The organism is Streptomyces winkii, from assembly GCF_032248595.1.
In the GTDB taxonomy this organism is placed as follows: Bacteria; Actinomycetota; Actinomycetes; order Streptomycetales; family Streptomycetaceae; genus Streptomyces; species Streptomyces winkii.
Window position 1 is genome coordinate 837,531 of record NZ_JASTTH010000002.1, and the last position, 25,493, is coordinate 863,023.

Genomic DNA, 25,493 nt, shown 5'->3' on the forward strand with positions numbered 1-25,493 from the left:
GTCCCCATGGCAACGCTTGAGATCAACGACCTGCACGTCTCCGTCGAAACCGAGAACGGTCCGAACGAGATCCTGCGCGGCGTCGACCTGACCGTGAAGCAGGGCGAGACGCACGCGATCATGGGGCCGAACGGTTCCGGCAAGTCCACGCTCGCCTACTCCCTCGCCGGCCACCCCAAGTACGCCGTCACGGGCGGCTCGGTGACCCTGGACGGCGAGGACGTCCTGGAGATGACCCCGGACGAGCGCGCCCGCGCCGGCGTCTTCCTCGCGATGCAGTACCCCGTCGAGGTGCCCGGCGTCTCCGTCTCCAACTTCCTGCGTACGTCGGCCACGGCGCTGCGCGGCGAGGCGCCCAAGCTGCGGCTGTGGGTGAAGGAGGTCAAGGAGGCCATGGAACGCCTCCAGATCGACCCGTCCTTCGCGGAGCGGAACGTCAACGAGGGCTTCTCCGGCGGTGAGAAGAAGCGGCACGAGATCCTCCAACTGGAGCTTCTCAAGCCGAAGATCGCGATCCTCGACGAGACCGACTCCGGCCTCGACGTGGACGCGCTGCGGGTGGTCTCCGAGGGTGTCAACCGCGTCCGTGAGAACGGCCAGGTCGGCACCATGCTGATCACCCACTACACGCGCATCCTGCGCTACATCAAGCCCGACCACGTGCACGTCTTCGCCAAGGGCCGGATCGCCGAGTCCGGCGGCCCGGAACTGGCCGACAAGCTGGAGGAAGAGGGCTACGAGGCGTACGTGAAGGGAGGCGCCGCCTCGTGAGCGACGTGACGCTTCCGGGTCTGCTCGACACCGAGGCGATCCGCAAGGACTTCCCCATCCTGGACCGCACGGTCCACGACGGGCAGAAGCTCGTGTACCTGGACAACGCGGCCTCCTCGCAGAAGCCGCGCCAGGTGCTCGACGCGCTGAGCGACTACTACGAGCGGCATCACGCCAACGTCCACCGCGGTGTGCACGTCCTCGCCGAGGAGGCCACCGCGCTGTACGAGGGCGCGCGCGACAAGGTCGCCGCCTTCATCAACGCGCCCAGCCGCGACGAGGTCGTCTTCACCAAGAACGCCTCGGAGTCGCTCAACCTCGTGGCCAACATGCTGGGCTGGGCAGACGAGCCCTACCGCGTGCAGCACGACACCGAGATCGTCATCACGGAGATGGAGCACCACTCCAACATCGTTCCCTGGCAGCTGCTTTCGCAGCGTACGGGCGCGAAGCTGAAGTGGTTCGGCCTCACCGACGACGGCCGGCTCGACCTGTCCGCCGTCGACGAGATCATCACGGAGAAGACCAAGGTCGTCTCCTTCACGCTCGTCTCCAACATCATGGGCACGATCAACCCCGTCGAGGCGATCGTGCGACGGGCCCAGGAGGTCGGCGCCCTCGTCGTCGTCGACGCCTCGCAGGCGGCGCCGCACATGGCGCTCGACGTGCAGGCGATCCAGGCCGACTTCGTGGCCTTCACCGGGCACAAGATGTGCGGTCCGACGGGCATCGGCGTGCTGTGGGGGCGGCAGGAGCTGCTGGACGACCTGCCGCCGTTCCTCGGCGGCGGCGAGATGATCGAGACCGTCACGATGAACTCGTCGACGTACGCGCCGGCCCCGCACAAGTTCGAGGCGGGCACCCCGCCGATCGCGCAGGCGGTCGGCCTCGGCGCGGCCGTGGACTATCTCACCGCCATCGGCATGGACCGGATCCAGGAGCACGAGCACGCCCTGACCGCGTACGCCGTGGGCAGGCTGAGCGAGATCCCGGACCTGCGCTTCATCGGCCCCACCACGGCCGAGGACAGGGGCGCGGCGATCTCCTTCACGCTCGGGGACATCCACCCGCACGACGTGGGCCAGGTGCTCGACGAGCTGGGCATCGCCGTCCGCGTCGGGCACCACTGCGCACGGCCCGTCTGTCTGCGGTACGGAATTCCTGCGACCACGCGGGCGTCGTTCTATCTGTACTCCACGCCGGCCGAGGTGGATGCCCTGGCCGAGGGCGTGGAACACGTACGGAACTTCTTCGCCTAGGACGAGGCGTGGCCGCAGGACTGGACGGACGGACTGACTCGTGAAGCTGGACTCCATGTACCAGGAAGTGATCCTGGACCACTACAAGAACCCGCACGGCAAGGGGCTGCGTGAGGGCGACGCGGAGGTGCACCACGTCAACCCCACGTGCGGTGACGAGATCACGCTGCGTGTGCGCTACGACGGCGAGACGATCAGCGACGTCAGCTACGAGGGCCAGGGCTGCTCGATCAGCCAGGCCAGCGCCTCGGTGCTGAACGAACTGCTGGTCGGCAAGGAGCTGGGCCAGGCGCGCACGATCCAGGAGACCTTCCTGGAGCTCATGCAGTCCCGCGGCCGGATCGAGCCGGACGATGCCATGGAGGACGTGCTGGAGGACGCCGTCGCCTTCGCCGGGGTCTCGAAGTACCCGGCGCGTGTGAAGTGTGCTCTGCTGAGCTGGATGGCATGGAAGGACGCCACCGCCCAGGCGCTGGGCGAGGACTCGGTAAAGGAGAAGACCGCATGACCGAGACCACCACGAAGCCCGCGAGCGAGGACGAGGTCCGTGAGGCGCTGCTCGACGTGGTCGACCCGGAGCTCGGCATCGACGTCGTCAACCTGGGCCTGATCTACGGGGTCCACATCGACGAGTCGAACGTCGCCACGATCGACATGACGCTCACCTCGGCGGCCTGTCCGCTGACGGACGTCATCGAGGACCAGGCGAAGTCCGCGACGGAGGGCATCGTCGACGAGCTGAAGATCAACTGGGTCTGGATGCCCCCGTGGGGCCCGGACAAGATCACCGACGACGGCAGGGAGCAGCTGCGGGCGCTGGGCTTCAACGTCTGAGCCCGAGCCGGGCCGCTTCAGCGGCCCCCGCCTCCCATACGCGAACTCGCGTGCAGCACGGCCATGTCCCGGAATCCCGGGGCATGGCCGTCTCTTTGCATCGGAGCCCGGTGGAGTTCCCGGACTGACCGCCGCCTGAGCAGCGGTGACGGCAGTGGGCGGCCAAGTCGCCCGATATGTCGTGTACACCCGTACGCATCGTTGTGTACGCTCGTACACATGGTCTACGTGACGCTCGCCGGCGCGATCCTGGCGGAAGTTCTGGGCACGACCGCGATGAAGTACAGCAACGGCTTCAGCAAGCTCGTGCCGTCCCTCATCACCGGTGTCAGCTATGCCGTGGCGTTCATACTCCTCGCGCAGACACTCAAGACGATGGCCGTCGGCACCGCCTATGCCATCTGGGCCGGAGTGGGCACAGCGGCCATCGCGGCGATCGGCATCGCCTTCATCGGCGAGTCGGTCACCCTGGCGAAGATGATCGGCATCGTGCTCGTGATCGCCGGAGTCGTCGTGCTCAACCTCGGAGGCATTCACTGATGGCACGCCGGTACGATCCCGAGCGCCGCGACCGCATCATCGAGGCCGCCATCCGCATCGTCGAGCTCAAGGGCATCGGGGCGCTCAGCCACCGGAGCGTCGCCGCCGAGGCCGGCGTGCCGCTCGGGTCGACCACGTACCACTTCGCGGGCCTGGACGATCTGCTCGTCGCCGCCCTGGAGGAGGTCTGCGGCGGTCCGCGCAGCGCCATGAAGGACTGGGAGGAGGCGCTGTCCGAGGCGGGCGGCGTGGCTGCGCCCGCGGGGAGCGGGCCGCGGGCCCGCAAGCCCCTCGCCGACGTGCTCACACGGCTGCTGGAGCAGTACGCGAGCGGGGACCGCGGCCGCATGCGCGTGGAGTACGAGCTCTACCTCGCCGCGCTGCGCCGCCCGGCTCTGCAACCCGTCGCCGCGGCCTGGCTGGACGACATGGTGGACGTCATCGGGCGGCACACCGCGGACACCGCCACCGCCAGTGTCCTCGTCGCGCTGATCGACGGGCTGCTGCTGCAACTGCTGCTCACGGACCGGCCGTTCGACCGCGCCGCGGTGCGGGCGGCGCTGGCGCGCGTCACCGGCGAGACCTGAGGCGCGGCGGGACCGCCGCCGTCGCCCTCCCGCCCGCTGAGACCGGTTGGCCTCGCCCGCACACGGGCGGCTAACGTGCCCGGCATGACGCACGCAGCCACCACGACCCGTACGACCGGCGCCGTCGCCGTCGGGCTCGCCACGATCTCCCGCGGAAGCGACGGCGAAGAGACCGTTCTCGACACCTGGTTCCCCGCCCCCGAACTCGTCGCGGAGCCCGACGGGCCCGCCGGCAGCGAGCGCCTGAGCCCGGAGCGGGCGGCCGCGGCGCTGGGCGAGGCGGCGCCGAAGGCGCTGGGCACCGACCCGGTGCGGGGAGTCGAGACCGTGGCCGTGCGTACGGTCATCGGCTCGCTCGACGACAAGCCCGCGGACACCCACGACGTGTATCTGCGGCTGCATCTGCTCAGCCACCGCCTCGTGCGGCCGCACGGGCTGAACCTGGAGGGCCAGTTCGGGCTGCTCGCCAACGTCGCCTGGACGAGCCTCGGGCCCGTCGCCGTCGACGGGTTGGAGCGGGTGCGGCTGGCGGCCCGCGCCGCGGGCTCGCATCTGAGCGTCACCAGCGTCGACAAGTTCCCGCGCATGACGGACTACGTGGCGCCGAAGGGCGTGCGCCTCGCCGACGCCGACCGCGCCCGGCTCGGGGCGCATCTGGCCGAGGGCACCACGGTCATGCACGAGGGCTTCGTCAACTTCAACGCGGGCACCCTCGGCACGTCCATGGTCGAGGGCCGCATCAGTGCGGGAGTCGTCGTCGGCGACGGCTCCGACATCGGCGGCGGAGCCTCGATCATGGGCACCCTCTCCGGCGGCGGCAAGCAGACGATCTCCATCGGGGAGCGCTGCCTGCTCGGTGCCGAGGCGGGGATCGGCATCTCCCTCGGCGACGACTGCGTCGTCGAGGCGGGGCTGTACGTCACGTCGGGGACGCGCGTATCGCTCCCGGACGGGCAGATCGTCAAGGCGCTGGAGCTCTCCGGCGCCGACAACCTGCTCTTCCGCCGCAACTCGACGACCGGCACGGTCGAGGTCCTCCAGCGCAGCGGCTCCTGGGGCGGGCTGAACGAGGCGCTCCACAGCCACAACTGACCCCGCCCGCTCATCCGGCGGACGGCTGATCCGGACTCCGTTGCGGCGCGCATGCCCGTAGGCCATAGGCTTACGGGCATGCGTGATCTGGCCGCGGGGATGCGGTACTTGGGGCGTGGGCAGCGGTGGGTCGCAGGCCACGGACGGTGGTTCGGCTTCGGTCTGCTGCCGGCGCTGGTGAGCCTCGTGCTCTACGCCGCGGCGCTCACCGCGCTCGGCTTCTTCGCCGACGACATCGCCGCCTGGGCCACGCCCTTCGCGGACGGCTGGGACGAGCTGTGGCGCGACTCCCTGCGCGTCCTGTTCGCCGTGCTCCTCTGGGTCGCCGGGCTGCTGCTCTCGGTGCTGACCTTCACCGCCGTCACGCTGGTCATCGGCGACCCGTTCTACGAGAAGCTCTCTGAGCAGGTCGAGGAGTCGGAGGGCGGCGCGCCTCCCGGCCCGGGCCGTCCGGTGCTGCTGGAGGTGTGGATCTCGCTGTGCGACAGCCTGTACGTGCTGTGGCGCATGCTGCTCTTCACCGTCCCGCTCTTCCTCCTCGGCTTCCTGCCCGTGGTCGGCCAGACCGTCGTCCCGGCGCTCGGCTTCTGCGTCTCGGGCTTCTTCCTCACCCTGGAACTGGTCTCGGTGGCGATGCAGCGCCGGGGCGTCCCCGTACGGGAGAGGCTGCGGATTCTGCGTACGCGCAGGGCGCTGGCGCTGGGCTTCGGCGTGCCGCTGGTGCTGCTCTTCCTTGTGCCGCTGCTCGCGGTGTTGCTGATGCCGGGCGCGGTCGCCGGTGCCGCGCTGCTCGTACGGGACCTCCTGGACGAGGGGGAGCGGGGCGAGGACGAGGGGCCCGACGACCGCTACGGCACCGGCACGCCCGGCACGAGCGGGACCGTGCCCCGCCCCGGTGGGATCAGCGCTCCGAAGACGCCGCAGCCGGAGCCGTGGACTCGCGGGGGAACGCCTCGGTAGGCAGCGGCCGGGAACGATCCCGGCGGAGGCCGGTCACGGCGGAACCGCTGTCCCGCGCAGGACGCAGAGAGCGGCGGGCGCCCACTCTCGGGGGCGCCCGCCGACGGGGCGGTGTGCGGGTCCGCGTGGTCAGGGCGGACCCGCTCCCGCGTGCTTACGGCTTCAGGCGGATCACTGACGGGTCGTGGTCGCTGGCCTGGTCGTGGAACTCGGCGTTGATGTGCACGATGTCGTACTTGACCTTGCCCGTTCCCGGGCTGGTCACCGCGTGGTCGAGCACCTGCGAGTTGCCGTTGAAGACGTAGCCGTAGCGCTCCGCGGCGGGCAGATCGTCCATGGGGCTGGTGAAGACGCCGCCCTTGCGCATCGCGTCGAGGCTGGGGGAGAAGGGGAAGTCGTTGAAGTCGCCGGCCGCGATGATCGCGGCGTTCTTGTCGACGGACTCGACCTTCTCGGCGAACGAGTTGACGAGCTTCGCCTGCGCGGTGCGCTGCTTCTCGGACTCGCGCACGGGCGGCTGGTTGCGGCCCTCCATCGGCTGGTCGCCGCCCTTGGAGCTGAAGTGGTTGGCGACGACGAAGACTTGGCGGCCCTTGAAGGTGAACTCACCGGCCAGCGGCTTGCGGCTGTCCTTCCAGGCCTCGTCCTGCGGCTCGATGCGGCCCGGGTTGGCCGACAGCTTCGCCTTTCCGCCGTCGTCGGTCACCTTCACCGGCGTGGTCGCGTCGCCGCCCTTGCGGTCGGCGAAGGAGACACGGTCCGGGTTGAAGAGGAACGCGACGCGTATGTTGCCGCCGGGCTCTCCGCCGTCGGCGTTGTTCTCCGGCTCTATCTGGCGCGACTCGTACGCGGGGCCTCCCGCCTTCTTGATGGCCGCGGTCAGCTTCTTGAGGGTCTCGTCGGCGGCGACGGTGCCGTCGTCGTTGGGGCCCGAGTTGTCCTGCACCTCTTCGAGGGCGACGACGTCGGGCGAGGAGAGGTTGCTCACCAGGGCCTCGGAGAGCCGGTCGAACTTCGCGGCCTCGCTCTTCGGGGAGAGGTTCTCCACGTTGTAGGTGGCGACGGAGAGTTCGTCCTTGCCCTGCTTGGCCGTCTTCTCCCGCTTGAGCTTGTTGTCCTTCAACTCGCCCATGGTCGTGGCCCGTACGGTGTAGCCGCCGAAGTTGTCGTAGTCCAGGGGCCCTTCGGTGGTGCCGCTCAGCGCGTCGCCGACGTCGGCCTTCGGGAAGGGGTGCTCCTCGCGCGGCAGCAGCGAACTGACCTTCATCCGGGCGCCGTTCTGCTGGTCGTACCCGCCGTAGAGGGTGCCGCCGCGCGGAGTCGGGTGCTCCTTGGGGTCGGCGGTGACCCACAGCTCGTCGAACTCGCTGCTCGGGCCGGTCACCGGGGCGTCCTTGAGGCCGGCGCGCATGCCTTCGAGGGACTCGTAGAGGTCCAGCGCGTACTTGGTGGGCTGAAGCTTGAGCGACTCGATGTTCCCGTCGTCGCCCTTGCCTTCGGGCACGTACGCGTCCGGGACGCGCTCCGCGTTCAGGGCGACCGCCTTGGGGAGCTTCTGCTTCTTCTTGGAGGCGGCCTTCCACTTCGCGTCCGTCAGCTGCGTCACCGACTGGCCGCCGGCCTTCTCGCCGCCCGGGTAGAACTCGTCGACCTTCCCGGATATCTGTATCGAGTCGCCCTCCTTGACGTCGGGCGTCTCACCGGCGGTGTAGACGAAGATGCCCTCGCTGGTGGCGGGATCGTCGTCCGGCTTCGGGTCCTGGAGCCAGAAGCCGCGCGCCTTGCCGAAGCCGCGGACCGCCGTGACGACTCCGGGCACATCCGTGACCTGCTTGCCCGCGAAGGGCGAGACCCGGGTGTTGCCCTGGATGTCGTGGAGACGTGGCTCTTCGACCGTGTTCCCTGACGCGGAGACCGCGGTCATGACGAGCAGAGTTGAGCCGCACACCGCCGCGACGGTGAGGGCGGAGGTACGGGCGAGACGGGACGACAACGGTGCCTCCGGAGGGGGGTGGCGGACGGCGTTCTCTCCAGGTCCGGACTTCATTACGGACGGGTAATCTCTACGCGCGTAAAAGTCTGTCGTGCTCATCTCACTTGTCAAGCGGATGTGGGTCATTGAGCACCGGCTCACACAACTCCCGTCCGGACGACGTCCGATGACACGCAGCGTTGCCTTCGCATGACCGGGAGGCACGAGAACGGCGGGCGTGCGATTCGGGCAGTGCGGGACACATCCCGTCTACGCTGGGGGCCGCATCCTTTCCGCAGTCAGTAGCCCCCGTAGGAGATGAACGCGCTGATGTCCGGTGAAACGACCGGCGGCGACCGTCCCGCCATGCCGCCCGTGCGGCTGACCTCCGAAGCCGAACTCGCGCGGGACGCACTGGCCGCACCGCTCTTCTCCTGGGCCGCGAGCCTCGCGGACTGGGCGGGAGGAGCGGACGGCGGCGCCAAGGACGGCGGCGCGTCCGGGGTGCCCGTCGGCGCCGGAGGAGAGCTGCTCGCGGCCCAGTTGAAGGAGGCGGTGGCTCATCTCGGCCTCTCCGAAGACGAGGACGGGGAGATGCACACGGCCCAGGCGTGGCAACTGGCCGTGGACACGGGACTGTTGGAGGTCGAGGAGGACGGCGGCGAGGACGCGGGCGAGAGCGGAGCCGACGACGGCGAGGATGACCGCGCGGAGGGCGCGGGCGGCGCGGACGCCAGTGCGGAAGGTGAGCCCGCCGCAGCGCAGCGCCCGGCGGTCACCCTCACCGAGGAGCCCGTGGGCACGGCACGCCCCGGCGAGGAGCTGGCCCAACTCCGCGGCGGTAGCCCGGAGGACGTCCTGGAGATCTGGCAGGGCGGCCTCGAGAGCGTGCTCGCCGACGCCGCCACCCCGAGCTTCGAGGACCTGGTCGGCGGGATCGAGGAAGTCACGGGCGAGGACGGGCAGATCGACCCGGAGGCCATCGACCTCGACTCCCTGGACTGGAATCCGGAGAAGGAAGCCGACTTCCTGGACGGCGCGCTCGGCAACCTCTACGTCCTCACCGCCACCGACCAGGCGGTCTCCGCGGGCGCGATGGTGCCGCTGCCCGTGCTCGCCGCCTCGATGATCGTCCCGGACGACATGGAGGAGCCGACGGACGCCGTACTCGAAGAGGTCTCGTCGGCGATGATGAAGCTCGACGAGCAGTTCCGGATGCTCGCGCCCACCGGGCTCGTCGAATACCAGCCCGTGGACGAGGCGTTGACCGAGGAGACCGACGAGGACGTCGAGCTGCCGGAGAGCCTCGACGACGAGGACGTCTCCCGCTACGGCATGGTGCGGCTCACCCCGCTCGGCGTGCACGGCGTGCGCACGCGGCTGCGCGAGGCGGGCGTCGAGGCGCCCGCCGTCGGCGACCTCGCCGGAGCGGACGCGGAGCGGCTGCTGGGCGCCCTGACCTCCTACACCGAGCAGAACGCGCAGGCCGAGATCGAATCCTGGCTTGCCGCCCGTACGCCCCTGGAGTCGGCCCGCGAACTGCTCGACGCCGCCCGGGGCAGCGACGAGGACGCGCCCTCCCGCCGCCTCACCTGCCAGCAGGCCCTCTCCCTCATCGGCGCGGGGGCGGAGCCCGCGCTGCGCGACGTGCTGGAGGACCGGCAACTGGGCGGGCTGGCGCGGGTGTGGCTCGTCGAGCACGGTGCGCAGGACGTGCCGCAGCCGGACGAGGAGATGGTCTTCTGGCTGACGGTCGACACGATCGCCGCCCAGCTGGCGACGGCGGGCGAGGCCACCGAACTCCAGGGCCTGGTACAGGGGTTGGTCGACCAGCACGCGGGGTTCTTCGACAAGGCGTGGAAGGTCGACCACCCGGCGACCGGCTATGTCCTGGAGGCGATGGGGCGCGTGCACCCCGACAAGCAGACGGCCAAGGACGCGCGCAAGGCGGCCTTCAAGGCCCGCAGCCGGCTGGCCTGACCGGAGCCCCGCGCGCTGCTTCCGGCCCTTCCGGGCCCCGCGGCGGGAAGCGTGTGCCGCAGGGCCCGGGGGCCGTCAGATGGACTCGAAGTCGCCGTGGCGGCCGGCGCCCGCCGCGAAGCGCGCCGCCCCGTCCGCGGCCTCCAGCAACGAGGCCTGCCCGTACCGGAGTTCGCGCGCCATCGCGTCCTCCTCGGACAGGCCCTCCTGCTCGTGTACGGAGGCGAGGTCTCCGCGCAGGCACGTCTGCGGGAAGCGGGCCAGCTGTGCGGCGAGCTCCTCGGCCGCGGTGCGGGACTCCCCGTGCGGCACGAGCCGGTTGGCGAGCCCCATGTCGTACGCCTCGGGTGCCGGCACCGGCCGGCCGGTGAGGATGAGGTCGAGGGCGCGGCTCGTGCCGATCAGCCGGGGAAGGCGCACCGTGCCGCCGTCGATCAGCGGGACGCCCCAGCGGCGGCAGAAGACGCCGAAGACCGCGTCCTCCTCGGCCACGCGCAGATCGCACCACAGGGCCAGTTCGAGGCCCCCGGCGACCGCGTGGCCGCTGACCGCCGCGATCACGGGCTTGGAGAGGCGCAGTCGCGTGGGGCCCATGGGCCCGTCGCCGTCCGGCTCGACGCGGTTGGCGCGCTCGGTTCCGATGGCCTTCAGATCGGCTCCGGCGCAGAACGTGCCGCCTTCGCCCCACAGGACCGCGGCCATCGCCTCCGGGTCGGCCTCGAACGCACGGAAGGCGTCGGCGAGTTGAGCGGCGGTCTCGCCGTCGACGGCGTTGCGTGCCGCGGGACGGGAGAGGACGACGGTGGTGACCGGCCCCTGCCTCTCGGTGCGTACGGCCATGGCGGGCTCGACCTCCGGTGGGGACGGGCGGATTGCGACGGGCGGATGCGACGGCGGATCTGCCGGGGCGCCGCGGGCCTGCGGCGCGCGAGGCGGTGCCGACCCTACCCGCGGGTCCGGGAGCGCCCGAGGGGCTCCCCTCAGGGGCTGCGCCCCTACGGCCCGGCCATCGGCGTTGCGCCCGCCCGTCCGGGTCGACGCGAACCTGCCCGTACGGCGGCGGTCCCGTCCAGGCCCGGCTTCCCCACGGCGGGGGCCGGGCGAGCGGACCGCGGTACGCCGCCCTACAACGGGATGCGGCCCGCCCGTCCGGTCCCCGCCGGACCCGGCCTTGCGGGCGCCGGCCCCGAGCCCCTTCCGGCGCTCCTACGGGCCGGACACGACCATTGTCACTCCTCGGGCCCGAACCACACCGTGGTCGCGTTGCAGAACTCCCGGATCCCGTGACCGGCCAGCTCACGCCCGTAACCGGAGCGCTTGACCCCGCCGAAGGGCAGGCCCGGGTGCGAGGCCGTCATGCCGTTGAAGAAGACGCCCCCGGCCTCCAGGTCGCGGGTGAGCCGTTCCTGCTCGCCCGCGTCACGCGTCCAGGCGTTTGAACTGAGGCCGAACGACGTGTCGTTGGCGAGTTCGATCGCCTCGTCCAGGCCGTCCACGCGGTAGACGGACGCGACGGGCCCGAAGGCCTCCTCGCGGTGGATCCGCATGTCCTCGGTGATGCCGGTGAGCACCGTCGGCTCGTAGTACCAGCCGTCCGGGAGGTGCAGCGGGCGCCCGCCGCCGCACTGGGCGGTGGCGCCGCGGCGCGTGGCGTCGTCGACGAGCTCCTCCAGGTCGGAGCGGCCCTGTGCGCTGGAGAGCGGGCCGACGTCGGTGTCCTCGGCCATGGGGTCGCCGACCTTCAGCGCGGACATGCGCTCAACGAACCGGGACGTGAACGCGTCGTAGACGTCCGTGTGCACGATGAAGCGCTTCGCGGCGATGCAGGACTGCCCGGCGTTCTGCACGCGGGCGGTGACCGCGGTGCGTACGGCCTTGTCCAGATCGGCCGAGGGCAGCACCAGATACGGGTCGCTGCCGCCGAGTTCCAGCACGGTCTTCTTGATCTCGTCCCCGGCGATCGAGGCGACCGAGCGGCCCGCGGGCTCGCTCCCGGTGAGGGTCGCCGCAGCGATCCGCTCGTCGCGCAGCAGGCCGGCGATCGCGTCCGAGCCGACGAGCAAGGTCTGGAAGGCGCCCTCGGGGAACCCGGCGCGGCGGAAGAGCTCCTCAATGTACAGCGCTGTCTGCGGCACGTTCGACGCGTGCTTGAGCAGTCCGGTGTTTCCGGCCATGAGGGCGGGGGCCGCGAAGCGCACGACCTGCCAGAGCGGGAAGTTCCAGGGCATCACGGCGAGCACCGTGCCGATCGGCCGGTAGCGCACGAACGCGCGGGCCGCGCCCGAGTCCTTCACGTCGTCGGGCGCAGGGTGCTCGTCGGCCAGCTGTGCCTCGGCGTGCTCCGCGTACCAGCGCATCGCCTTGACGCACTTGGCCGCCTCGGCGCGGGCCGCGGCCAGCGGCTTGCCCATCTCGGTCGTCATGGTGCGGGCGATGCCGTCCTGGTCCGCCTCCAGCAGGTCCGCCGCCCGGTGCATCAGGGCGGACCGCTGCGCGAAGCTGGTGAGGCGGTGTTCGCGGAAGGCGCGGCCGGCCCTGAAGAGCCGCTCCTCGATCTCGCCGACGTTGAGCGGTTCGAACGTCTTCAGGGTCTCGCCCGTGGCCGGATTCACCGTGGCGATGGCCATGTGAGCGCCTCCTTCGGCTGCTTCGGTGCCTGTGCACGTCGCGCACGTACGAGACGACCCCGCCCGGCCCCCGGTGCAGCCCGCCTCCCGGAGCGGACGCCCCGGGTCCGGTTTGGGGACGCCGCGGAACGGGCCGGGACACCGCGGACCGGAGGCCCGCGGGCGTACGCGCACTCGTGTCTCTATGCCTTCGCGGTACCCCGGATTCGCGGCGCTAAAGGCTCAGAGAGCGGCGCCGCCCGGCTTGACCATGCCGCGGACCGTACGGGAGTCGACGTACTCACCGAGCGCCGTCATGTCCCACTCGCCCGAGAACTGCCGCACGAGCTTGCACATCAGTACGCCGGTGCGCGGCTCGGCGTTGCTGAGGTCGAAGCGGACGAGTTCCTGGCCGCTGCCCGCGTCGACGAGACGGCAGTACGCCTTGGCCACCTCGGTGAACTTCTGCCCCGAGAAGGAGTTGACCGTGAAGACCAGCCCCGTGACGTGCGGCGGCAGATCGCCGAGGTGGACGGTGATGGATTCGTCGTCGCCGCCGCCCTCTCCCGTCAGATTGTCCCCGGAGTGCTGGATGACGCCGTTGAGGATGGCCAGCTTGCCGAAGTAGCAGGCGTCCACCTTCTTGCGCTGGGCGTCGTAGGCGATGACGGAGGCGTCCAGGTCGATCTCCTTCGCCCGGCGGCCCGCACGGAAGACGGGCTCCCAGCCCAGGCCCATCCGTACGCTGCTGAGCATGGGGCGGCCGCCCTTGGTGAGCGAGACCGTCTGGTTCTTCTGGAGGCTCACCTTGCCCTTGTCGAGGTTGATCTTTCCGGCACCGACGGGTGCCGGGGCCGCCGGTGCCGGTGCGGCCGGGGTGGGCGCGGGGGCCTGGACCGCCTGCGGTGCGGGCTGGGGCGGCGGCGCCTGCGGGGTGGGAGCGGGTGCGGGGGTGGCCGCGGGCGCGGCCGGCTCCTCGACGTTGACGCCGAAGTCGGTGGCGATGCCGCCCAGTCCGTTCGCATAGCCCTGGCCGACCGCCCGCACCTTCCACGCGTCGCCGCGCCGGTAGACCTCGACCACGACGAGCGCCGTCTCGGCGCCGAGCGCGGGCGGGGTGAAGGTGGCGATCACTTCCCGCGTGGCGGCGTCCCGGACCGTGGCCGTCGGCTCCATGCCCGAGAAGGTGGCGCCGGGGGCGTCGGGACTCGCGGTGACCACGACCTTCTGCACATCCGCCGGCACCTTGGCGGTGTCGACCGTGATGGTGTCGGCGGCACCGCTGCTGTGCGTCACGCCGGGGGCGGAGGGCTGGTTGTAGAAGACGAAGTCGTCATCGGAGCGGACCTTTCCGTTCTCCGCGATGAGCAGTCCTGAGACGTCCAGGCGGGACGGTGCAGTCACCTCCACCGCCACCTGAGCCGTGCTGAGCGGGAGGTTCGAACCGGGTGTCATTGCCGTCATGCCGGTCGTAACGAGCGGCCCCGCTTTGCGGTTCCTTTGCCGGAGGCGCCTCGCGGACGCGTTGCGGGCGCACCGCGACGAGTACGCCCACCACGGCTATGCCCATCCCCGCGACGGCTACGGCGCCCGGGCGTTCGCCGAACATCGCGTACGCCCACACCACAGTCGTGGGCGGCGTCAGATAGATCAGCGCGCTGGTACGTGTGACGCCGCTGTGCCGCAGGCTCAGCCAGTAGAAGCCGTAGCCCCCGACCGTGGAGAGCACCACGACCCAGGCGACCGCCATCCAGAACGCGGCCGTGGGCGGCGGGACCAGATGCCCGGTGCCGGCTGCGAGCCCCGTGAAGACCACCGCGCTCACCAGGCAGTGCAGCGGCAGCGCCTCGGCAGGTCCGGGCTGGTGCCGGGCACGGCGCTCCAGGAAGCTCGCGGCGAGCAGGCCCGCCATGCCCACGAGGGGGAGGAGATAGGCGAGCGGGGGTGCCGTGGAGGCGGGGGAGGCGAGATCGTCCCGCACCACGGCGGCGACCCCCGCCAGGCCGAGCACGAGCCCGGCCCACTGGCGCCGGGTGACCGTCTCCCCGAGCAGCCGCCCGGCGAGCGCGCCCGCGACGAGCGGCTGAAGTGCCGCTGTCAGCGCGGACGTTCCGGCCGGCACGCCCGACTCCGCCGCCCAGTAGACCGCTCCGAGGTACACGCCCTGGGAGAGCAGCCCGATCGCGGCCTGTTTGGCCAGGGCGCGCGGCGGCATCCGCGCGGTGCCCGCCGGCCGCCGTCGTCCGTACGTACGCGCACGCAGTACGAGCCCCGCGGCGCCCAGCAGCGCGGCGGCGGCGATGAAGCGCCACAGCAGGAGGGTGTCGGCCGGGGCCTCCCGGGTGCCGAGCTCCGCGCCGATGAAGCCGGAGCTCCACATCACGACGAGCCCGGCCCCGATGAGGTGCGTGCGTATCGCAGGCGGCATCCGTAGCTCCCGTCCTCCGCGGCCCGCCGGAGGTAGACCGATCTGTTTACTCTGTCGGGGTTAGAGTGAACTAAACAGATCGGTCTACTGCAAGGGGTGCGGGGAGATGGAGCGATGACGCAGACGGCGGCGGAGCTCACGCCGGCGGCCCGCCGGATCCTCGGCGCGGCCTCCGAGTTGTTCTACGGGCGCGGCATCACGGCTGTCGGCGTCGACCTGATCGCCAGGGAGGCCGGCGTCACGAAGAAGACGCTCTACGACCGCTTCGGCTCCAAGGAGGCCCTGGTGGCGGCGTACTTGCGGGGACGGGACGAGCGCTGGCGGGAGTGGCTGACCGGGCAGGTCCAAGGGGGCGGAGGCGCGAGCGCGGCAGAGCGCATCCTGCGTACCTTCGACGCCCTGGAGGTGTGGATGCGCCGCGAGAACCCGCGCGGCTGCGGCTTCGTCAACGCGGCGGCGGAGCTGCCCGATCCGCGGCACCCGGGCCGGAAGGTGATCGCGGAACAGAAGCGCTGGCTGCGGGAGTTCCTGCGGGAGCTGGCCGTGGAGGCGGGCGCGGAGGACGCGGACGGCCTCGCCGACGAGCTGGTGCTCCTGCACGAGGGGGCAACCGTGCTCAACGGGCTGCGGGTCGTGGCCGAGCCGGTCGCCGCAGCCCGCTCGATGGCGCGCAATGCCCTGGGCCGGGCGGGCTGCACGGGCTGACAGGAGCGGGCAGGAGGTGGCAGGGATGGTGCGCCGCTGGTCGCGGCCTTAGCAGACGGCGTCCCCGCCGGGCGGCAGGAGCAGTGCGGCATACGAGTGGTGTCACTGTCTGATTACGTGTGACTACTCTGCGGCGTGGCAGTACGTCACGCATGACTACTTCGGAATCACGCACGAACAGGTACGGGCACACCGACAGGAACACCAGACGCGTCTTCCTCGGCGGGCTCCTCATAGCGGGCGCCTGTGTGGCGAACCGGGCCCACGCCGTCGGTGGCGGACCCGGTTCCTCCGGCTCGTCGGGGGCCCACGGCGGGGCCGACGCGAAGGGAGCCGCCCGGCAGTCGCTCCGCAGCGAGCGGATGGCATCTCGTCCCCAGACCTACCGGCTGCGGCCGGAGGCGGGCCGGCTGCACCCTCAGACGCGCGGCAGCACATCCGTCGCCTACACGCTCGGCTCCGAAGGGCGCGAGATAGCCCTCACCTTCGACGACGGCCCGGACCCCGTCTACACCCCGCAGGTGCTGGAGGTGCTGCGACGGCGCCGCGTGCAGGCGACCTTCTGCGTCATAGGCAGGGACGCCGCCGCACACACCTGGCTGCTGAACGCGATAGCCGACGGCGGCCACGAGATAGCCAACCACTCCTGGAGCCACCCGCTGCTGACGCGGATGCGCACCCGGGAGATACACGAGCAACTCGCGCGCACCAGCGACGTCGTCGACGAGGCGGTGGGCACGGCACCCGCCCTGGCGCGCGCCCCCTTCGGAGAGTGGGACAGACGGGCCCTGGAGATTTCGGCGTCCCTCGGCATGAGCCCGCTCGGCTGGTCGGTCGACACGTGCGACTGGGAAGAACCCGGCACCCGCAAGATCACCTCGACCGTCATGAAATCCGTACGGCCCGGCGCGATCCTGCTCTCCCACGACGGCGGGGGCGACCGTTCGCAGAGCGTCGCCGCGCTGCGCGACTACCTTCCCCGGCTGATCGACTCGGGCTATGTGCCCGTACTGCCGTCCAGCACCGACGTGTTCGAGGAACGTACGGGGGAGGGGTGGGGCGATCTGGCGCGCTGAGGGGCGCCCGTCAGCGGCGGCGCTCCCGGGAGTGGCCGAAGAAGATCCGGTACCCGATCAGCAGCACCAGCGAGCCCGCGATGGCCGAGACCCACAGGGCGGGGTCGACGAAGTCGTGGTCCACCGAGCGGTGCAGGAACGTGGAGGAGAGCCAGCCGCCGATGAACGCGCCGGCGATCCCGATGAGGATCGTGCCGAGGAGCCCGCCCGGATCGCGGCCCGGGAGGATGACCTTGGCGACCGTGCCCGCGATCAGACCGAGGATCAGCCAGCTGAGCAGCCCCGAGTCCACCAGGCCGGACAGCGCGGAGTCCGGATCGGTGTCTGCGATGAGGTACATGGAGGGCCCTCCCCGTGAGCGAACTGCGTGACCGGTTCTGGTCCATCATGCCCCCCGACTCGCGCTTCAGTACGGCCAGGTGGGAGGCCGTGTGCAGAAGTGCCCGCCGATGCGGGAGTGTTCGGGGTCAGTGGGGTCCAGTTCCCCCTGCTCTGCGATGAGTTCGGCCGCGTACTCCTCGGAGTCGTCCCGCGGCTCGTAGCCCAGCGCGCGGGCGGCCGAAAGGTCCCACCACAGGCGGGTGTTGGCGGAGGAGCCGTAGACCACGGTGTGCCGTACGTCCGGCGCCGTCAGCGCCGCGTGGAAGAGGCGGGCGCCGTCCGCGGGACTCAGCCACAGCGAGAGCATGCGCACCGACGTAGGCCGGGGGAAGCAGGAACCGATGCGCACGGACACGGTCTCGATGCCGTGCCGGTCCCAGTAGAGCTGGGCGAGATCCTCCCCGAACGACTTGGAGAGCCCGTAGTAGGTGTCCGGGCGGCGCGGAGTCTCCACGGGGATCGGCGGGCCGGACTCGGGCGGGCGCGGGGTGAATCCCACGGCGTGGTTGGAGGAGGCGAACACCACGCGGCGCACGCCCTCTTGGCGTGCGGCCTCGTAAAGCCGGTACGTGCCCTCGATGTTGGAGTGCAGGATCTTCTCGAACGGAGCCTCCAGCGAGATCCCCGCGAGATGGAGGATCGCGTCGGTGCCGCGCACGGCCTCGCGCAGGGCGTCCGCGTCGGTGAGGTCCGCGGTGACGGCGTCAGGTTCGCCGTCGACGGGACGGATGTCGAACAGGCGCAGCCCGTAGCCGTAGCCGGGGAGCAGCCCGCGCATCAGGGTGCCGAGGCCCCCTGCGGCGCCGGTGAGCAGGACGGTGCGGGGCGCGGGCATCGGCAAGATCTCCGTCCATGGACGAGGTTCATATATGGAGACACGCTATGGAGCGCCCGCCCGTACGGTCAAGAACGGCGGAGCGGTGGCGGTCTCACTGCCGTGATGTCGATCGCGAACTCGGGGCGCGATCAGTGCGCTTGACCGGCGCGGGCGGGCTGACCTACGGTTTCTGATGTTCAGAGATGTGGACGCAGATCAGAAACGTGCACAGCTGTCGGGGGTGAGGACACCTCCGCCGCCCTGGCCCGTCTCCGTACCGCCGCAAGCAGGAGCGCGCAATGACCTCACCCTCGTCCTCGTCACCCTCGTCGTCATCGTCGCAAGGCGCGGCGGCGCCCGGGTCCCGCACGCTCGCCGCGCGCCTCGAAGGCCTGCTCTTCTTCCCCGTCACCGCGTTCGGGAAGGACGGCGCACTCGACCTCGACGCGTTCCGCACGCACGTGCGCGCGGGCATCGACGCCGGCGCGGGCGCGGTCTTCGCCTGCTGCGGCACCGGTGAGTTCCACGCCCTGACGCCCCAGGAGTTCCGCGACTGCGTGGCAGCCGCCGTCGAAGAGGCGGGCGGCCGGGTGCCCGTCGTCGCGGGCGCGGGCTACGGCACGGCGCTCGCCTGCCAGTTCGCCTCGCTCGCCGAGGAGGCCGGAGCGGACGGCCTGCTGGCGATGCCGCCCTATCTCGTCGTTCCGTCGCAGGAAGGGCTGCTGAAGCACTACACGGCGCTGGCCGGGGCCACGGGCCTGGACGTCGTCGTCTACCAGCGCGACAACGCCGTCTTCGCCCCGTCCACCGTCGCGCGGCTCGCCCGCACCCCGGGAATCATCGGGCTGAAGGACGGCCTCGGCGACCTCGACCTGATGCAGCGCATCGTCAGCACCGTCCGCACCGAGGTGCCGGCCGAAAAGGCCCGCGCCTTCCGCTACTTCAACGGGCTGCCCACCGCCGAGCAGACCGCCCTCGCCTACCGGAGCCTGGGCGTGACCCTCTACTCCTCCGCGGTCTTCTGCTTCGCCCCCGAGATCGCGCTCGCCTTTCACAGCGCGCTCGTCACGGGGGACGACGCCCGGGCCATCGGCCTGCTCGACGGCTTCTTCCGGCCCTTCGTCGAACTGCGCGACCGCGGCCGGGGATACGCCGTCTCGCTGGTGAAGGCGGGCGTGCGGCTGCGCGGGCTGGACGTGGGCGAGGTGCGTCCGCCCCTGTGCGAACCGTCGGCGGCCCATGTGAAGGAGCTGGAGGGGCTGATCGAGCGCGGGCTCGCGCTGGTCGCCGCCGACGGGCCCGTCGGCGGCACCGCGGTGCGGGGTGACGGCGGGAGCCGCTGATGCGGGCCGGGGCGTTCCTCTACCCCTGGGACGTCGTCGGTGATCCGGCCGCGCCGGAGCGCCTCGCGGCCCTCGGCGTCCGCCAGGTCACCCTGGCCTCCGCATACCACTCGGTGCGCGCCCTCACGCCGCGCCATCCCCGGCACCGCATCGTCACGGCACGGCACGCCGCGGTGCTCTATCCGCCCGCCCCGGAGCGCTGGAGCGGCCGCGAGCTGCGCCCGTACGAGCAGCGGTGGGTGGAGTGCGGCCACCCGGACGGCCCGTACGGCGAGGCGGCGCACGCCCTGGCCGAGGCGGGTCTGTCGGTGCACTCCTGGGTGGTGCTGGCGCACAACTCCCGCCTGGGCCAGGAGCATCCGCACATCGCGGTCCGCAACGCGTACGGCGACCGCTACCCCTGGGCCCCGTGCATCGCCCGTCCCGAAGTGCGCGAGTACGCCGTGACGCTGGCGGCGGAGGCCGCCGTGCGCCCCTTCACCGACGGCACCGAACTGGAGTCGTGCGGCTGGTACGGGCTGGCACATCTGCACGCGCACGACAAGACAGGAGGCGTCCCGCTGAGCGGTGCCGCCCAGTACCTGATGTCTCTGTGCTTCTGCGAGGTGTGCCGCGCCGGGTACGCCGGTCTCGGCGCCGACCCGGAGGAGCTGCGGGCCCGTGTCGCGGCGGCCCTGGAGCCGGTCTGGGGCGGGTCCGGTCCGGCGGAGGGCCCGGGCGCGGGCCGGGACGAGGAGTGGGACGGGGTGTGCGAGCTGCTCGGCGCCGGCGCGGCCGCCCTGTGCGCCGCGTGGCGCGCGGACGCGGCGCGGCGGCTGCGCCGCGAGGCCGTGGCCGCCGTCCGGGCCGCCGCCCGTGAACGTACGGACGCCGGGCGGGACTTCAGGGTGACGCTGCACGCCGATCCGGCGCCGCACCGGCTCGGGGCGAACGCGGGCGTCGCTCCCGCCGAGGCCGTACGGGACGCGGACGGTGTGGTGGTGCCCTGCGGCGGCGGTGCCGCCGAACGCGCGGCTGCCATCGGCCCGTTCGCGGCTGCCGCGGCCGCCGCTGCCATGGGGGACGACGGGGCCGCGGCGGACACCGGGCGGGAGCCCGGGGCCGCGGGCACCCCACCGCTCACGGACGCACCGCTCGCGCACGCACCGCTCGCACGCGCACCGTTCACGGCCCCGGAGGACTTCACCGTCGCGGCGAACTTCACCGTCGTCTCCGGCATGGGCGGCTCCCCGGGCACCCTCGCCGCCGACGCGGCGCACGCACGTGCCCTGGGCGCCGACGAGCTGCGCCTCTACCACGCCGGGCTGGCCCCGGACTCCGACCTCGCGGCCGTGCGGGAGGCCCTGCGCGGACCCGTCTCGGGAGATCCGGCCGGGTGACCCACCGGCGCGTGTCACATCCGAGGGGGTCCGTTCCGTCGTAGAGGTGTCAGCCGGACCACGGCACACGGTCCGGCAGGGACACCCGCGAACCAAGGGACGAAGGAGCGCCAGCCATGGCACGCATCTCGCTCGATCCGCCGCGCAGCCTCTTCCTGCGCATGGCCGAGTGGTACTCGCGCCGCAAGTACGGAAGGGTCATGGACCCGCTCAGGGCCACCGCGCACAACCCGAGGGTGCTGCGCGCCGGTGCCCTCTACGAGTCCCGCATCGCGAAGTGGCGCGCCCTCGACCCCGGCCTCAAGCACCTCGCCGAGATGGTCAGCGCGTCCCGCATCGGCTGCTCCTGGTGCGTGGACTTCGGATACTGGCTGGCCGAGGACCTGGGCATGCCGATGGAGAAGATCCGGTACGTGCCGGCCTGGCGGGAGCACCGCGAGCGCTTCGGCGAACTGGAGCTTCTGGTCATGGAGTTCGCCGAGGCGCTGACGGAGACCGAGCCGACCGTGACGGACGCGATGGCGGAGGAGCTGATCGGCAGGCTGGGCGAGAGCGCGTTCGTCGAGCTGACGGCGATCGTCGCCGTCGAGAACCACCGCTCCCGCATCAACGCCGCCCTCGGACTGACCGGTCAGGGCTTCTCCGACCAGTGCGCGGTCCAGCCCGTGGGCAAGGGAGCGGCGGGGGCGACCGGAGCCGCGGCCTCCTGACGGGCCATTGAGGGGGGACGGGGGACGGGCGGCCCGCGTCCGGGTGGGAGCGCGGGCCGCCCGCTGTCACGCAGGACGTGTGAGGCCGGAACTCAGCGTCATGCCGCCGGGGCGTCGTCCCAGTGCCACGGCTCCTCGGCGACGACGGCCGAGACGGGCAACGGCCCGTAGATGTGCGGGAATTCCTCCGGCGCCGCCGCGCCCGTACGGTCCGTCCCGCCCGCTTCGGCAGTGGCGGCGGTCCCGCCGGCATCGCCCGTGCACACCTCGCCCGGCTCCGGCGGTTCGTAGCGCAGCGGCGCGGAGATCCGCTCGCTGTCGATGACGAGCACCACCAGCCGCTCCGGGTCCCACCCGCCGTACAACATCCGGGCGACCCGCGACAGTTGGTGCCGCAGCGAGCAGTGGATGAACCCGACCTCCTGCAAGGTGCGGCCGCGCGTGGACATCTCGTACGTGCCGGACGCGCGGGCTTCCTCCCACAGGGAGCGCTCCGTGATGTGCAACAGCTCAGCCATGCACCCACGTTAGCCCGCGGGATCGCGGCTCCGGCCCGCGTCCTCCACGTCAGGCGTGAGCCCGGACTGCCGCCTCAGAGCCGCCGCGTGGCCAGAGTGAGCCGGTCGCGCGCGTCGAAGAGCGCGTCCTTGATCATCTGCTCGTGCGCGGGCGTGAGCCTGGCGACCGGAACCGAGCAGCTGATCGCGTCCCGCGCCGGCGTCCGGTAGGGGATGGCGACGCCGAAGCAGCGCAACCCCAGCGTGTTCTCCTCCCGGTCGACCGCGTAGCCCTGCTCGCGCACCAGGGCGAGCTCCTCGATGAGCGCCTCGCGGTCGGTGAGAGTGTTCGCGGTGAGCGAGGCAAGCGTCTCCGGAAGCATCTTGCGCACCTGCTCGTCCTCGTACGTCGCCAGCAGCGCCTTGCCCAACGACGTGGAGTGCGCGGGCAGTCGCCGCCCCACCCGCGTGAAGGGACGCAGATAGTGCTGGGACTGGCGGGTGGCGAGATAGACGACGTTCGTGCCGTCGAGCCGCGCCATGTGGATGGTCTCCGTGGTGTCGTCGGAGAGCCGGTCGAGGGTCGGGCGGGCCGCCGCCACGGCCTCGTCGCCGTCGATGTACGAGGTGCCGACGAGCAGGGCACGCACGCCGATGCCGTACCGCGTGCCCGTGGAGTCCGTCTCCACCCAGCCCAGATCGACGAGCGTGCGAAGCAGCATGTAGAGACTGGACTTTGGGTAGCCGACGGCCTCCTGGACGTCCGCGAGGGAGTGCATCCCCGGCCTTCCCGCGAAGAACTCGAGCAGCTCCACGGTGCGCACGGCGGACTTGACCTGCGATGCTCCCGTCTCGCCAGCTGACATCGTCCTTGACCCCTCTGTTGCGCCGCTCCTAGGCTCCCCGGCAGGTTCACTGACAGAGATGATGTTCAGCATATCGAACGCCTTCTCTGCGGAGACAAGCACGCGGCAGGAGGAAATCGCGGTGGCAGCAGCACCAGTGTGGAGCGTCGACCCCCGGACCGGAAAGCAGCGCGAACAGGTCGGCACGGAGGCCACGGCAGGCGAGGTGGATGCGGCCGTCCGGGCCGCCCACGCCGCGAGGGAGCCGCTCTCCGACCGCACCGTACGCGCCGCGCTGCTCCGGGCCGCCGCCGGACAGCTCGACGCGGCGAGCGAGAAGATCATCGCCACGGCGGACGCCGAGACGGCCCTCGGACGGCCCCGGCTGCCCGGCGAACTGGCCCGTACACAGGCGCAGTTGCGTGCCTTCGCCGACGAGATCGAGGACGGCGCGTATCTGGGCGTCACGATCAACCACAAGGACCCGGACGCGACGCCGCCCTGCCCCGACCTGCGCCGCTACAAGATCCCGCTGGGCGTCGTGGCCGTATACGCCGCGTCCAACTTCCCGCTCGCCTTCTCCGTGCCCGGCGGCGACACCGCGAGCGCGCTCGCCGCCGGCTGCCCCGTCGTCGTCAAGGCCCACCCGGACCACCCGGCGACCTCGGAGCTGACGGGCGCCGCGCTGCGCCGCGCCGCGGCCGAAGTCGGGCTGCCCGAGGATGTGTTGAGCGTCGTGCACGGCTTCGAGGCCGGCGTCGAGCTCGTCAAGCATCCGCTGGTGGCCGCTGCCGGCTTCACCGGTTCCGTACGCGGCGGGCGCGCGCTCTTGGACGCCGCCGCCGCACGGCCCACGCCCATCCCCTTCCACGGCGAACTCGGCTCCCTCAACCCCGTGGTCGTCACGGGCGCGGCCGCGGCCGAGCGCGCCGAGGAGATCGGCGAAGGGCTCGCGGGGTCGATGACGATGGGCACCGGCCAGTTCTGCACCAAGCCGGGTCTCGTCCTCACCCCTGAGGGCGCGGACGGCGACCGGCTCCTGGAGGCGCTGCGGGCCGCCCTCGGCAAGGCCGCCCAGGGCCCGCTGCTGGACGGCAGAATGCGTGAGGCGTTCCTCTCGGGCGTCGGCGCCCGTGCCCGACTGGACGGTGTCGAGGCGCCGGTGCCCGCGGGCCCGGGCGAGGACGAGCACTCGGTCAGCGCCGGCTTCCTCACCGTCCCGGCCGCCAAGCTCGGGCAGCCGGAGTACGAGCTGCTGCTGGAGGAGTGCTTCGGCCCCGTGACCGTGGTCGCGCGCTACCGGGACGAGGACGAGGTCACGGCCGCGCTCTCCCGGCTGCCCGGCAACCTCACCGCCACGCTGCACCTCAGCGGCGCCGAGGCGGCGGGGGACGGCGGGCAGGGCGCGCGGCTGCTCGCGGCGCTGACGCCGCTGGCGGGCCGGATCCTGGTGGGCGGCTGGCCCACGGGGGTGGCGGTCGCCCCGGCCCAGCACCACGGTGGGCCGTATCCGGCAACGACCTCCACCTCGACCTCCGTCGGGGCCACGGCCATCGAGCGCTGGCTGCGCCCGGTCGCCTTCCAGGACGCGCCGGAGGCGCTGCTTCCGCCAGAGCTGCGTGACGCGAACCCGCTGGGGCTGCCGCGCCGCGTGGACGGCCGCAGGGAGAACTGAACGACAGCCGCGTAACACGGAGTCCTGCCTCACGCGGCCGGGCCTCCCGCAACTCCTCGGGGCGCGCGGGAGGTTCGGGCGGGGAGGTTCGGGCCCGGGGGTCCGCCGGGCCCTCCGGGGCCGGGGGGGGGGAGGGTCCCCACGCCCTCAGGGGCCGAGGGGGCAAGTCATGCCGTGCAGACCGCGGTACGCGGCGGGTTCCGGCGGTGCCCAGTCCGTCAGCAGCGCGGGATCGACGCGGTAGACCTCGACGCCGATGGGGTGGCAGAACTCCGCCGGGTCCACGTCGGAGCCCGGTCCCCACATCGGTACGGACAGATCGCCGCCCGGGCACGTCGACAGCGCGCACAGCAGGTCGAGTTCGGCGAAGAACTCGAAGTGGTCGCCGGGCCGCGCGGGGCAGTCCTTCATGAAGTACCGGTCGTCGTCGTTGAGTCCGGTGCACTGGAAGACGTTCAGCACGTCGTGCACGTCGAACTCGGTGAGCCCGTACGGGAGTACGGCCCGTACCAGGTTCGAGTGGCAGTGGAAGTCGAAGTCCTCGCCGGTGAGCATGCGGTTGACGTAAGGGTCGCAGCGCGTGCCGAGGAGGTCGTGCACCCTGCCGCCCTCGGCGTCGCGCCCGTACGAGGCCAGCGTGTCGCCGGTGACGGTCAGCAGCGGCCGCAGGAACGGCAGCGTGGACCACAGCCGGTCGTAGAGGCTCACGTGCGCACGCTGCAACTGCCGTGTGCGGGAGGCCCACAGCCGCTCCCGCGGGTCGTGCCGGTTCCATACGTTCAGGTCGCCGACCTGGGGCCCGTCCACCGTGACCAGGCGGCAGACGTGCCCGGCTGGCACCTCCCACGCGCGGCCGGAGCGTACGGGCACCGTGAAGCGGTCCACGAGTTCACGGCCGGCGTCCGCGGCGACGCGGTCGTAGAAGGCGCGGTCGACGTCGAGCGGGCCGCCCTCATCGGCCTGATAGGCGGCGGCAGTTCCGGCCATGGCGTGCGTGCCCTCCCTCGCGCTGTGAATCGGGTTCCCGTAGGGCCGT

Annotated in this window: 25 protein-coding genes; 15 read left to right on the plus strand and 10 right to left on the minus strand. The window is 71.8% G+C overall.

Going from position 1 to position 25,493, the window contains the following annotated elements:
- Nucleotides 1-6: 6 nt before the first annotated feature.
- From sufC to QQM67_RS07970, 8 genes are all read left to right on the plus strand, one after another.
- Nucleotides 7-771, plus strand: a complete 765-nt coding sequence (gene sufC, locus QQM67_RS07935) for a Fe-S cluster assembly ATPase SufC (RefSeq protein WP_314172877.1) — start codon at nt 7-9, stop codon at nt 769-771.
- Nucleotides 772-776: 5 nt separating this feature from the next.
- A complete protein-coding gene (locus QQM67_RS07940; RefSeq protein ID WP_314173039.1) occupies nt 777-2,030 on the plus strand; it encodes a cysteine desulfurase in 1,254 nt (417 codons plus the stop codon).
- Between the two features lie 40 nt (nt 2,031-2,070).
- On the plus strand, nt 2,071-2,538 hold the full coding sequence (gene sufU / locus QQM67_RS07945) for a Fe-S cluster assembly sulfur transfer protein SufU (protein ID WP_314172878.1): 468 nt from the start codon (nt 2,071-2,073) through the stop codon (nt 2,536-2,538).
- Nucleotides 2,535-2,864, plus strand: a complete 330-nt coding sequence (locus tag QQM67_RS07950) for a metal-sulfur cluster assembly factor (RefSeq protein WP_314172879.1) — start codon at nt 2,535-2,537, stop codon at nt 2,862-2,864. The genes sufU and QQM67_RS07950 overlap by 4 nt, the downstream gene beginning before the upstream one ends.
- Nucleotides 2,865-3,083: 219 nt before the next feature.
- Nucleotides 3,084-3,404: a DMT family transporter gene (locus tag QQM67_RS07955; RefSeq protein ID WP_314172880.1), complete on the plus strand. Its 321-nt coding sequence runs from the start codon at nt 3,084-3,086 to the stop codon at nt 3,402-3,404.
- On the plus strand, nt 3,404-3,991 hold the full coding sequence (locus QQM67_RS07960) for a TetR/AcrR family transcriptional regulator (protein WP_314172881.1): 588 nt from the start codon (nt 3,404-3,406) through the stop codon (nt 3,989-3,991). The genes QQM67_RS07955 and QQM67_RS07960 overlap by 1 nt, the downstream gene beginning before the upstream one ends.
- An 84-nt stretch (nt 3,992-4,075) precedes the next feature.
- Nucleotides 4,076-5,083, plus strand: a complete 1,008-nt coding sequence (gene dapD / locus QQM67_RS07965) for a 2,3,4,5-tetrahydropyridine-2,6-dicarboxylate N-succinyltransferase (protein WP_314172882.1) — start codon at nt 4,076-4,078, stop codon at nt 5,081-5,083.
- Nucleotides 5,084-5,161: 78 nt separating this feature from the next.
- Complete coding sequence (locus QQM67_RS07970; RefSeq protein ID WP_314172883.1) at nt 5,162-6,043, plus strand: EI24 domain-containing protein; 882 nt, start codon at nt 5,162-5,164, stop codon at nt 6,041-6,043.
- A 154-nt stretch (nt 6,044-6,197) separates the two neighbouring features.
- Here the strand turns inward: QQM67_RS07970 and QQM67_RS07975 are convergent, their stop codons facing one another.
- Nucleotides 6,198-8,090 carry an endonuclease/exonuclease/phosphatase family protein gene (locus QQM67_RS07975; protein WP_399065712.1) on the minus strand — a complete coding sequence of 631 codons (1,893 nt, stop codon included), beginning with the start codon at nt 8,088-8,090 and terminating at the stop codon, nt 6,198-6,200.
- 255 nt (nt 8,091-8,345) lie between these two features.
- Between QQM67_RS07975 and QQM67_RS07980 the strand changes: the two genes are divergently transcribed.
- Entirely contained in the window at nt 8,346-9,995 is a 1,650-nt protein-coding gene (locus QQM67_RS07980) for a hypothetical protein (RefSeq protein WP_314172885.1), read from the plus strand.
- A 75-nt stretch (nt 9,996-10,070) separates the two neighbouring features.
- On the opposite strand, the gene QQM67_RS07985 is transcribed toward QQM67_RS07980, so the two are convergent.
- From QQM67_RS07985 to QQM67_RS08000, 4 genes are all read right to left on the minus strand, one after another.
- A complete protein-coding gene (locus QQM67_RS07985) occupies nt 10,071-10,835 on the minus strand; it encodes a crotonase/enoyl-CoA hydratase family protein (protein ID WP_314172886.1) in 765 nt (254 codons plus the stop codon).
- Between the two features lie 389 nt (nt 10,836-11,224).
- Nucleotides 11,225-12,622 carry an NADP-dependent succinic semialdehyde dehydrogenase gene (locus QQM67_RS07990; RefSeq protein WP_314172887.1) on the minus strand — a complete coding sequence of 466 codons (1,398 nt, stop codon included), beginning with the start codon at nt 12,620-12,622 and terminating at the stop codon, nt 11,225-11,227.
- A gap of 222 nt (nt 12,623-12,844) precedes the next feature.
- Complete coding sequence (locus QQM67_RS07995; RefSeq protein ID WP_314172888.1) at nt 12,845-14,005, minus strand: TerD family protein; 1,161 nt, start codon at nt 14,003-14,005, stop codon at nt 12,845-12,847.
- Entirely contained in the window at nt 13,935-15,029 is a 1,095-nt protein-coding gene (locus QQM67_RS08000; RefSeq protein WP_314172889.1) for a DMT family transporter, read from the minus strand. The genes QQM67_RS07995 and QQM67_RS08000 overlap by 71 nt, the downstream gene beginning before the upstream one ends.
- 114 nt (nt 15,030-15,143) lie before the next feature.
- On the opposite strand from QQM67_RS08000, the gene QQM67_RS08005 reads away from it, so the two are divergent.
- Together QQM67_RS08005 and QQM67_RS08010 are read left to right on the plus strand one after the other, a co-directional pair.
- Entirely contained in the window at nt 15,144-15,734 is a 591-nt protein-coding gene (locus tag QQM67_RS08005; RefSeq protein WP_314172890.1) for a TetR/AcrR family transcriptional regulator, read from the plus strand.
- Nucleotides 15,735-15,886: 152 nt separating this feature from the next.
- The gene (locus tag QQM67_RS08010; RefSeq protein ID WP_314172891.1) at nt 15,887-16,810 is read left to right on the plus strand and encodes a polysaccharide deacetylase family protein; all 924 of its coding nucleotides are present in this window, start codon (nt 15,887-15,889) and stop codon (nt 16,808-16,810) included.
- Nucleotides 16,811-16,820: 10 nt separating this feature from the next.
- Here QQM67_RS08010 and QQM67_RS08015 read toward each other — a convergent pair whose 3' ends face one another.
- A complete protein-coding gene (locus QQM67_RS08015; RefSeq protein ID WP_314172892.1) occupies nt 16,821-17,150 on the minus strand; it encodes a GlsB/YeaQ/YmgE family stress response membrane protein in 330 nt (109 codons plus the stop codon).
- Nucleotides 17,151-17,216: 66 nt separating this feature from the next.
- Nucleotides 17,217-18,026, minus strand: coding sequence for an NAD-dependent epimerase/dehydratase family protein (locus QQM67_RS08020; RefSeq protein WP_314172893.1), 810 nt, complete (start codon nt 18,024-18,026; stop codon nt 17,217-17,219).
- A 281-nt stretch (nt 18,027-18,307) separates the two neighbouring features.
- Between QQM67_RS08020 and QQM67_RS08025 the strand changes: the two genes are divergently transcribed.
- From QQM67_RS08025 to QQM67_RS08035, 3 genes are all read left to right on the plus strand, one after another.
- Nucleotides 18,308-19,351 (plus strand): 5-dehydro-4-deoxyglucarate dehydratase, encoded by a 1,044-nt coding sequence (locus QQM67_RS08025; RefSeq protein ID WP_314172894.1) that lies wholly within the window; start codon nt 18,308-18,310, stop codon nt 19,349-19,351.
- The gene (locus QQM67_RS08030; protein ID WP_314172895.1) at nt 19,351-20,730 is read left to right on the plus strand and encodes a hypothetical protein; all 1,380 of its coding nucleotides are present in this window, start codon (nt 19,351-19,353) and stop codon (nt 20,728-20,730) included. Before QQM67_RS08025 ends, QQM67_RS08030 begins: the two co-directional genes overlap by 1 nt.
- 116 nt (nt 20,731-20,846) lie before the next feature.
- Nucleotides 20,847-21,440 carry a carboxymuconolactone decarboxylase family protein gene (locus QQM67_RS08035; RefSeq protein WP_314172896.1) on the plus strand — a complete coding sequence of 198 codons (594 nt, stop codon included), beginning with the start codon at nt 20,847-20,849 and terminating at the stop codon, nt 21,438-21,440.
- A 98-nt stretch (nt 21,441-21,538) separates the two neighbouring features.
- Here the strand turns inward: QQM67_RS08035 and QQM67_RS08040 are convergent, their stop codons facing one another.
- Both QQM67_RS08040 and QQM67_RS08045 read right to left on the minus strand, forming a co-directional pair.
- Nucleotides 21,539-21,958 (minus strand): DUF952 domain-containing protein, encoded by a 420-nt coding sequence (locus tag QQM67_RS08040; RefSeq protein WP_314172897.1) that lies wholly within the window; start codon nt 21,956-21,958, stop codon nt 21,539-21,541.
- A gap of 74 nt (nt 21,959-22,032) precedes the next feature.
- Nucleotides 22,033-22,803 (minus strand): IclR family transcriptional regulator, encoded by a 771-nt coding sequence (locus QQM67_RS08045; RefSeq protein WP_314172898.1) that lies wholly within the window; start codon nt 22,801-22,803, stop codon nt 22,033-22,035.
- A gap of 121 nt (nt 22,804-22,924) precedes the next feature.
- Here QQM67_RS08045 and QQM67_RS08050 point away from each other — a divergent pair, with 121 nt between their 5' ends.
- Nucleotides 22,925-24,457 carry an aldehyde dehydrogenase (NADP(+)) gene (locus QQM67_RS08050; RefSeq protein WP_314172899.1) on the plus strand — a complete coding sequence of 511 codons (1,533 nt, stop codon included), beginning with the start codon at nt 22,925-22,927 and terminating at the stop codon, nt 24,455-24,457.
- Between the two features lie 147 nt (nt 24,458-24,604).
- Here QQM67_RS08050 and QQM67_RS08055 read toward each other — a convergent pair whose 3' ends face one another.
- The gene (locus QQM67_RS08055) at nt 24,605-25,444 is read right to left on the minus strand and encodes an urea carboxylase-associated family protein (protein ID WP_314172900.1); all 840 of its coding nucleotides are present in this window, start codon (nt 25,442-25,444) and stop codon (nt 24,605-24,607) included.
- Between the last annotated feature and the right edge of the window lie 49 nt (nt 25,445-25,493).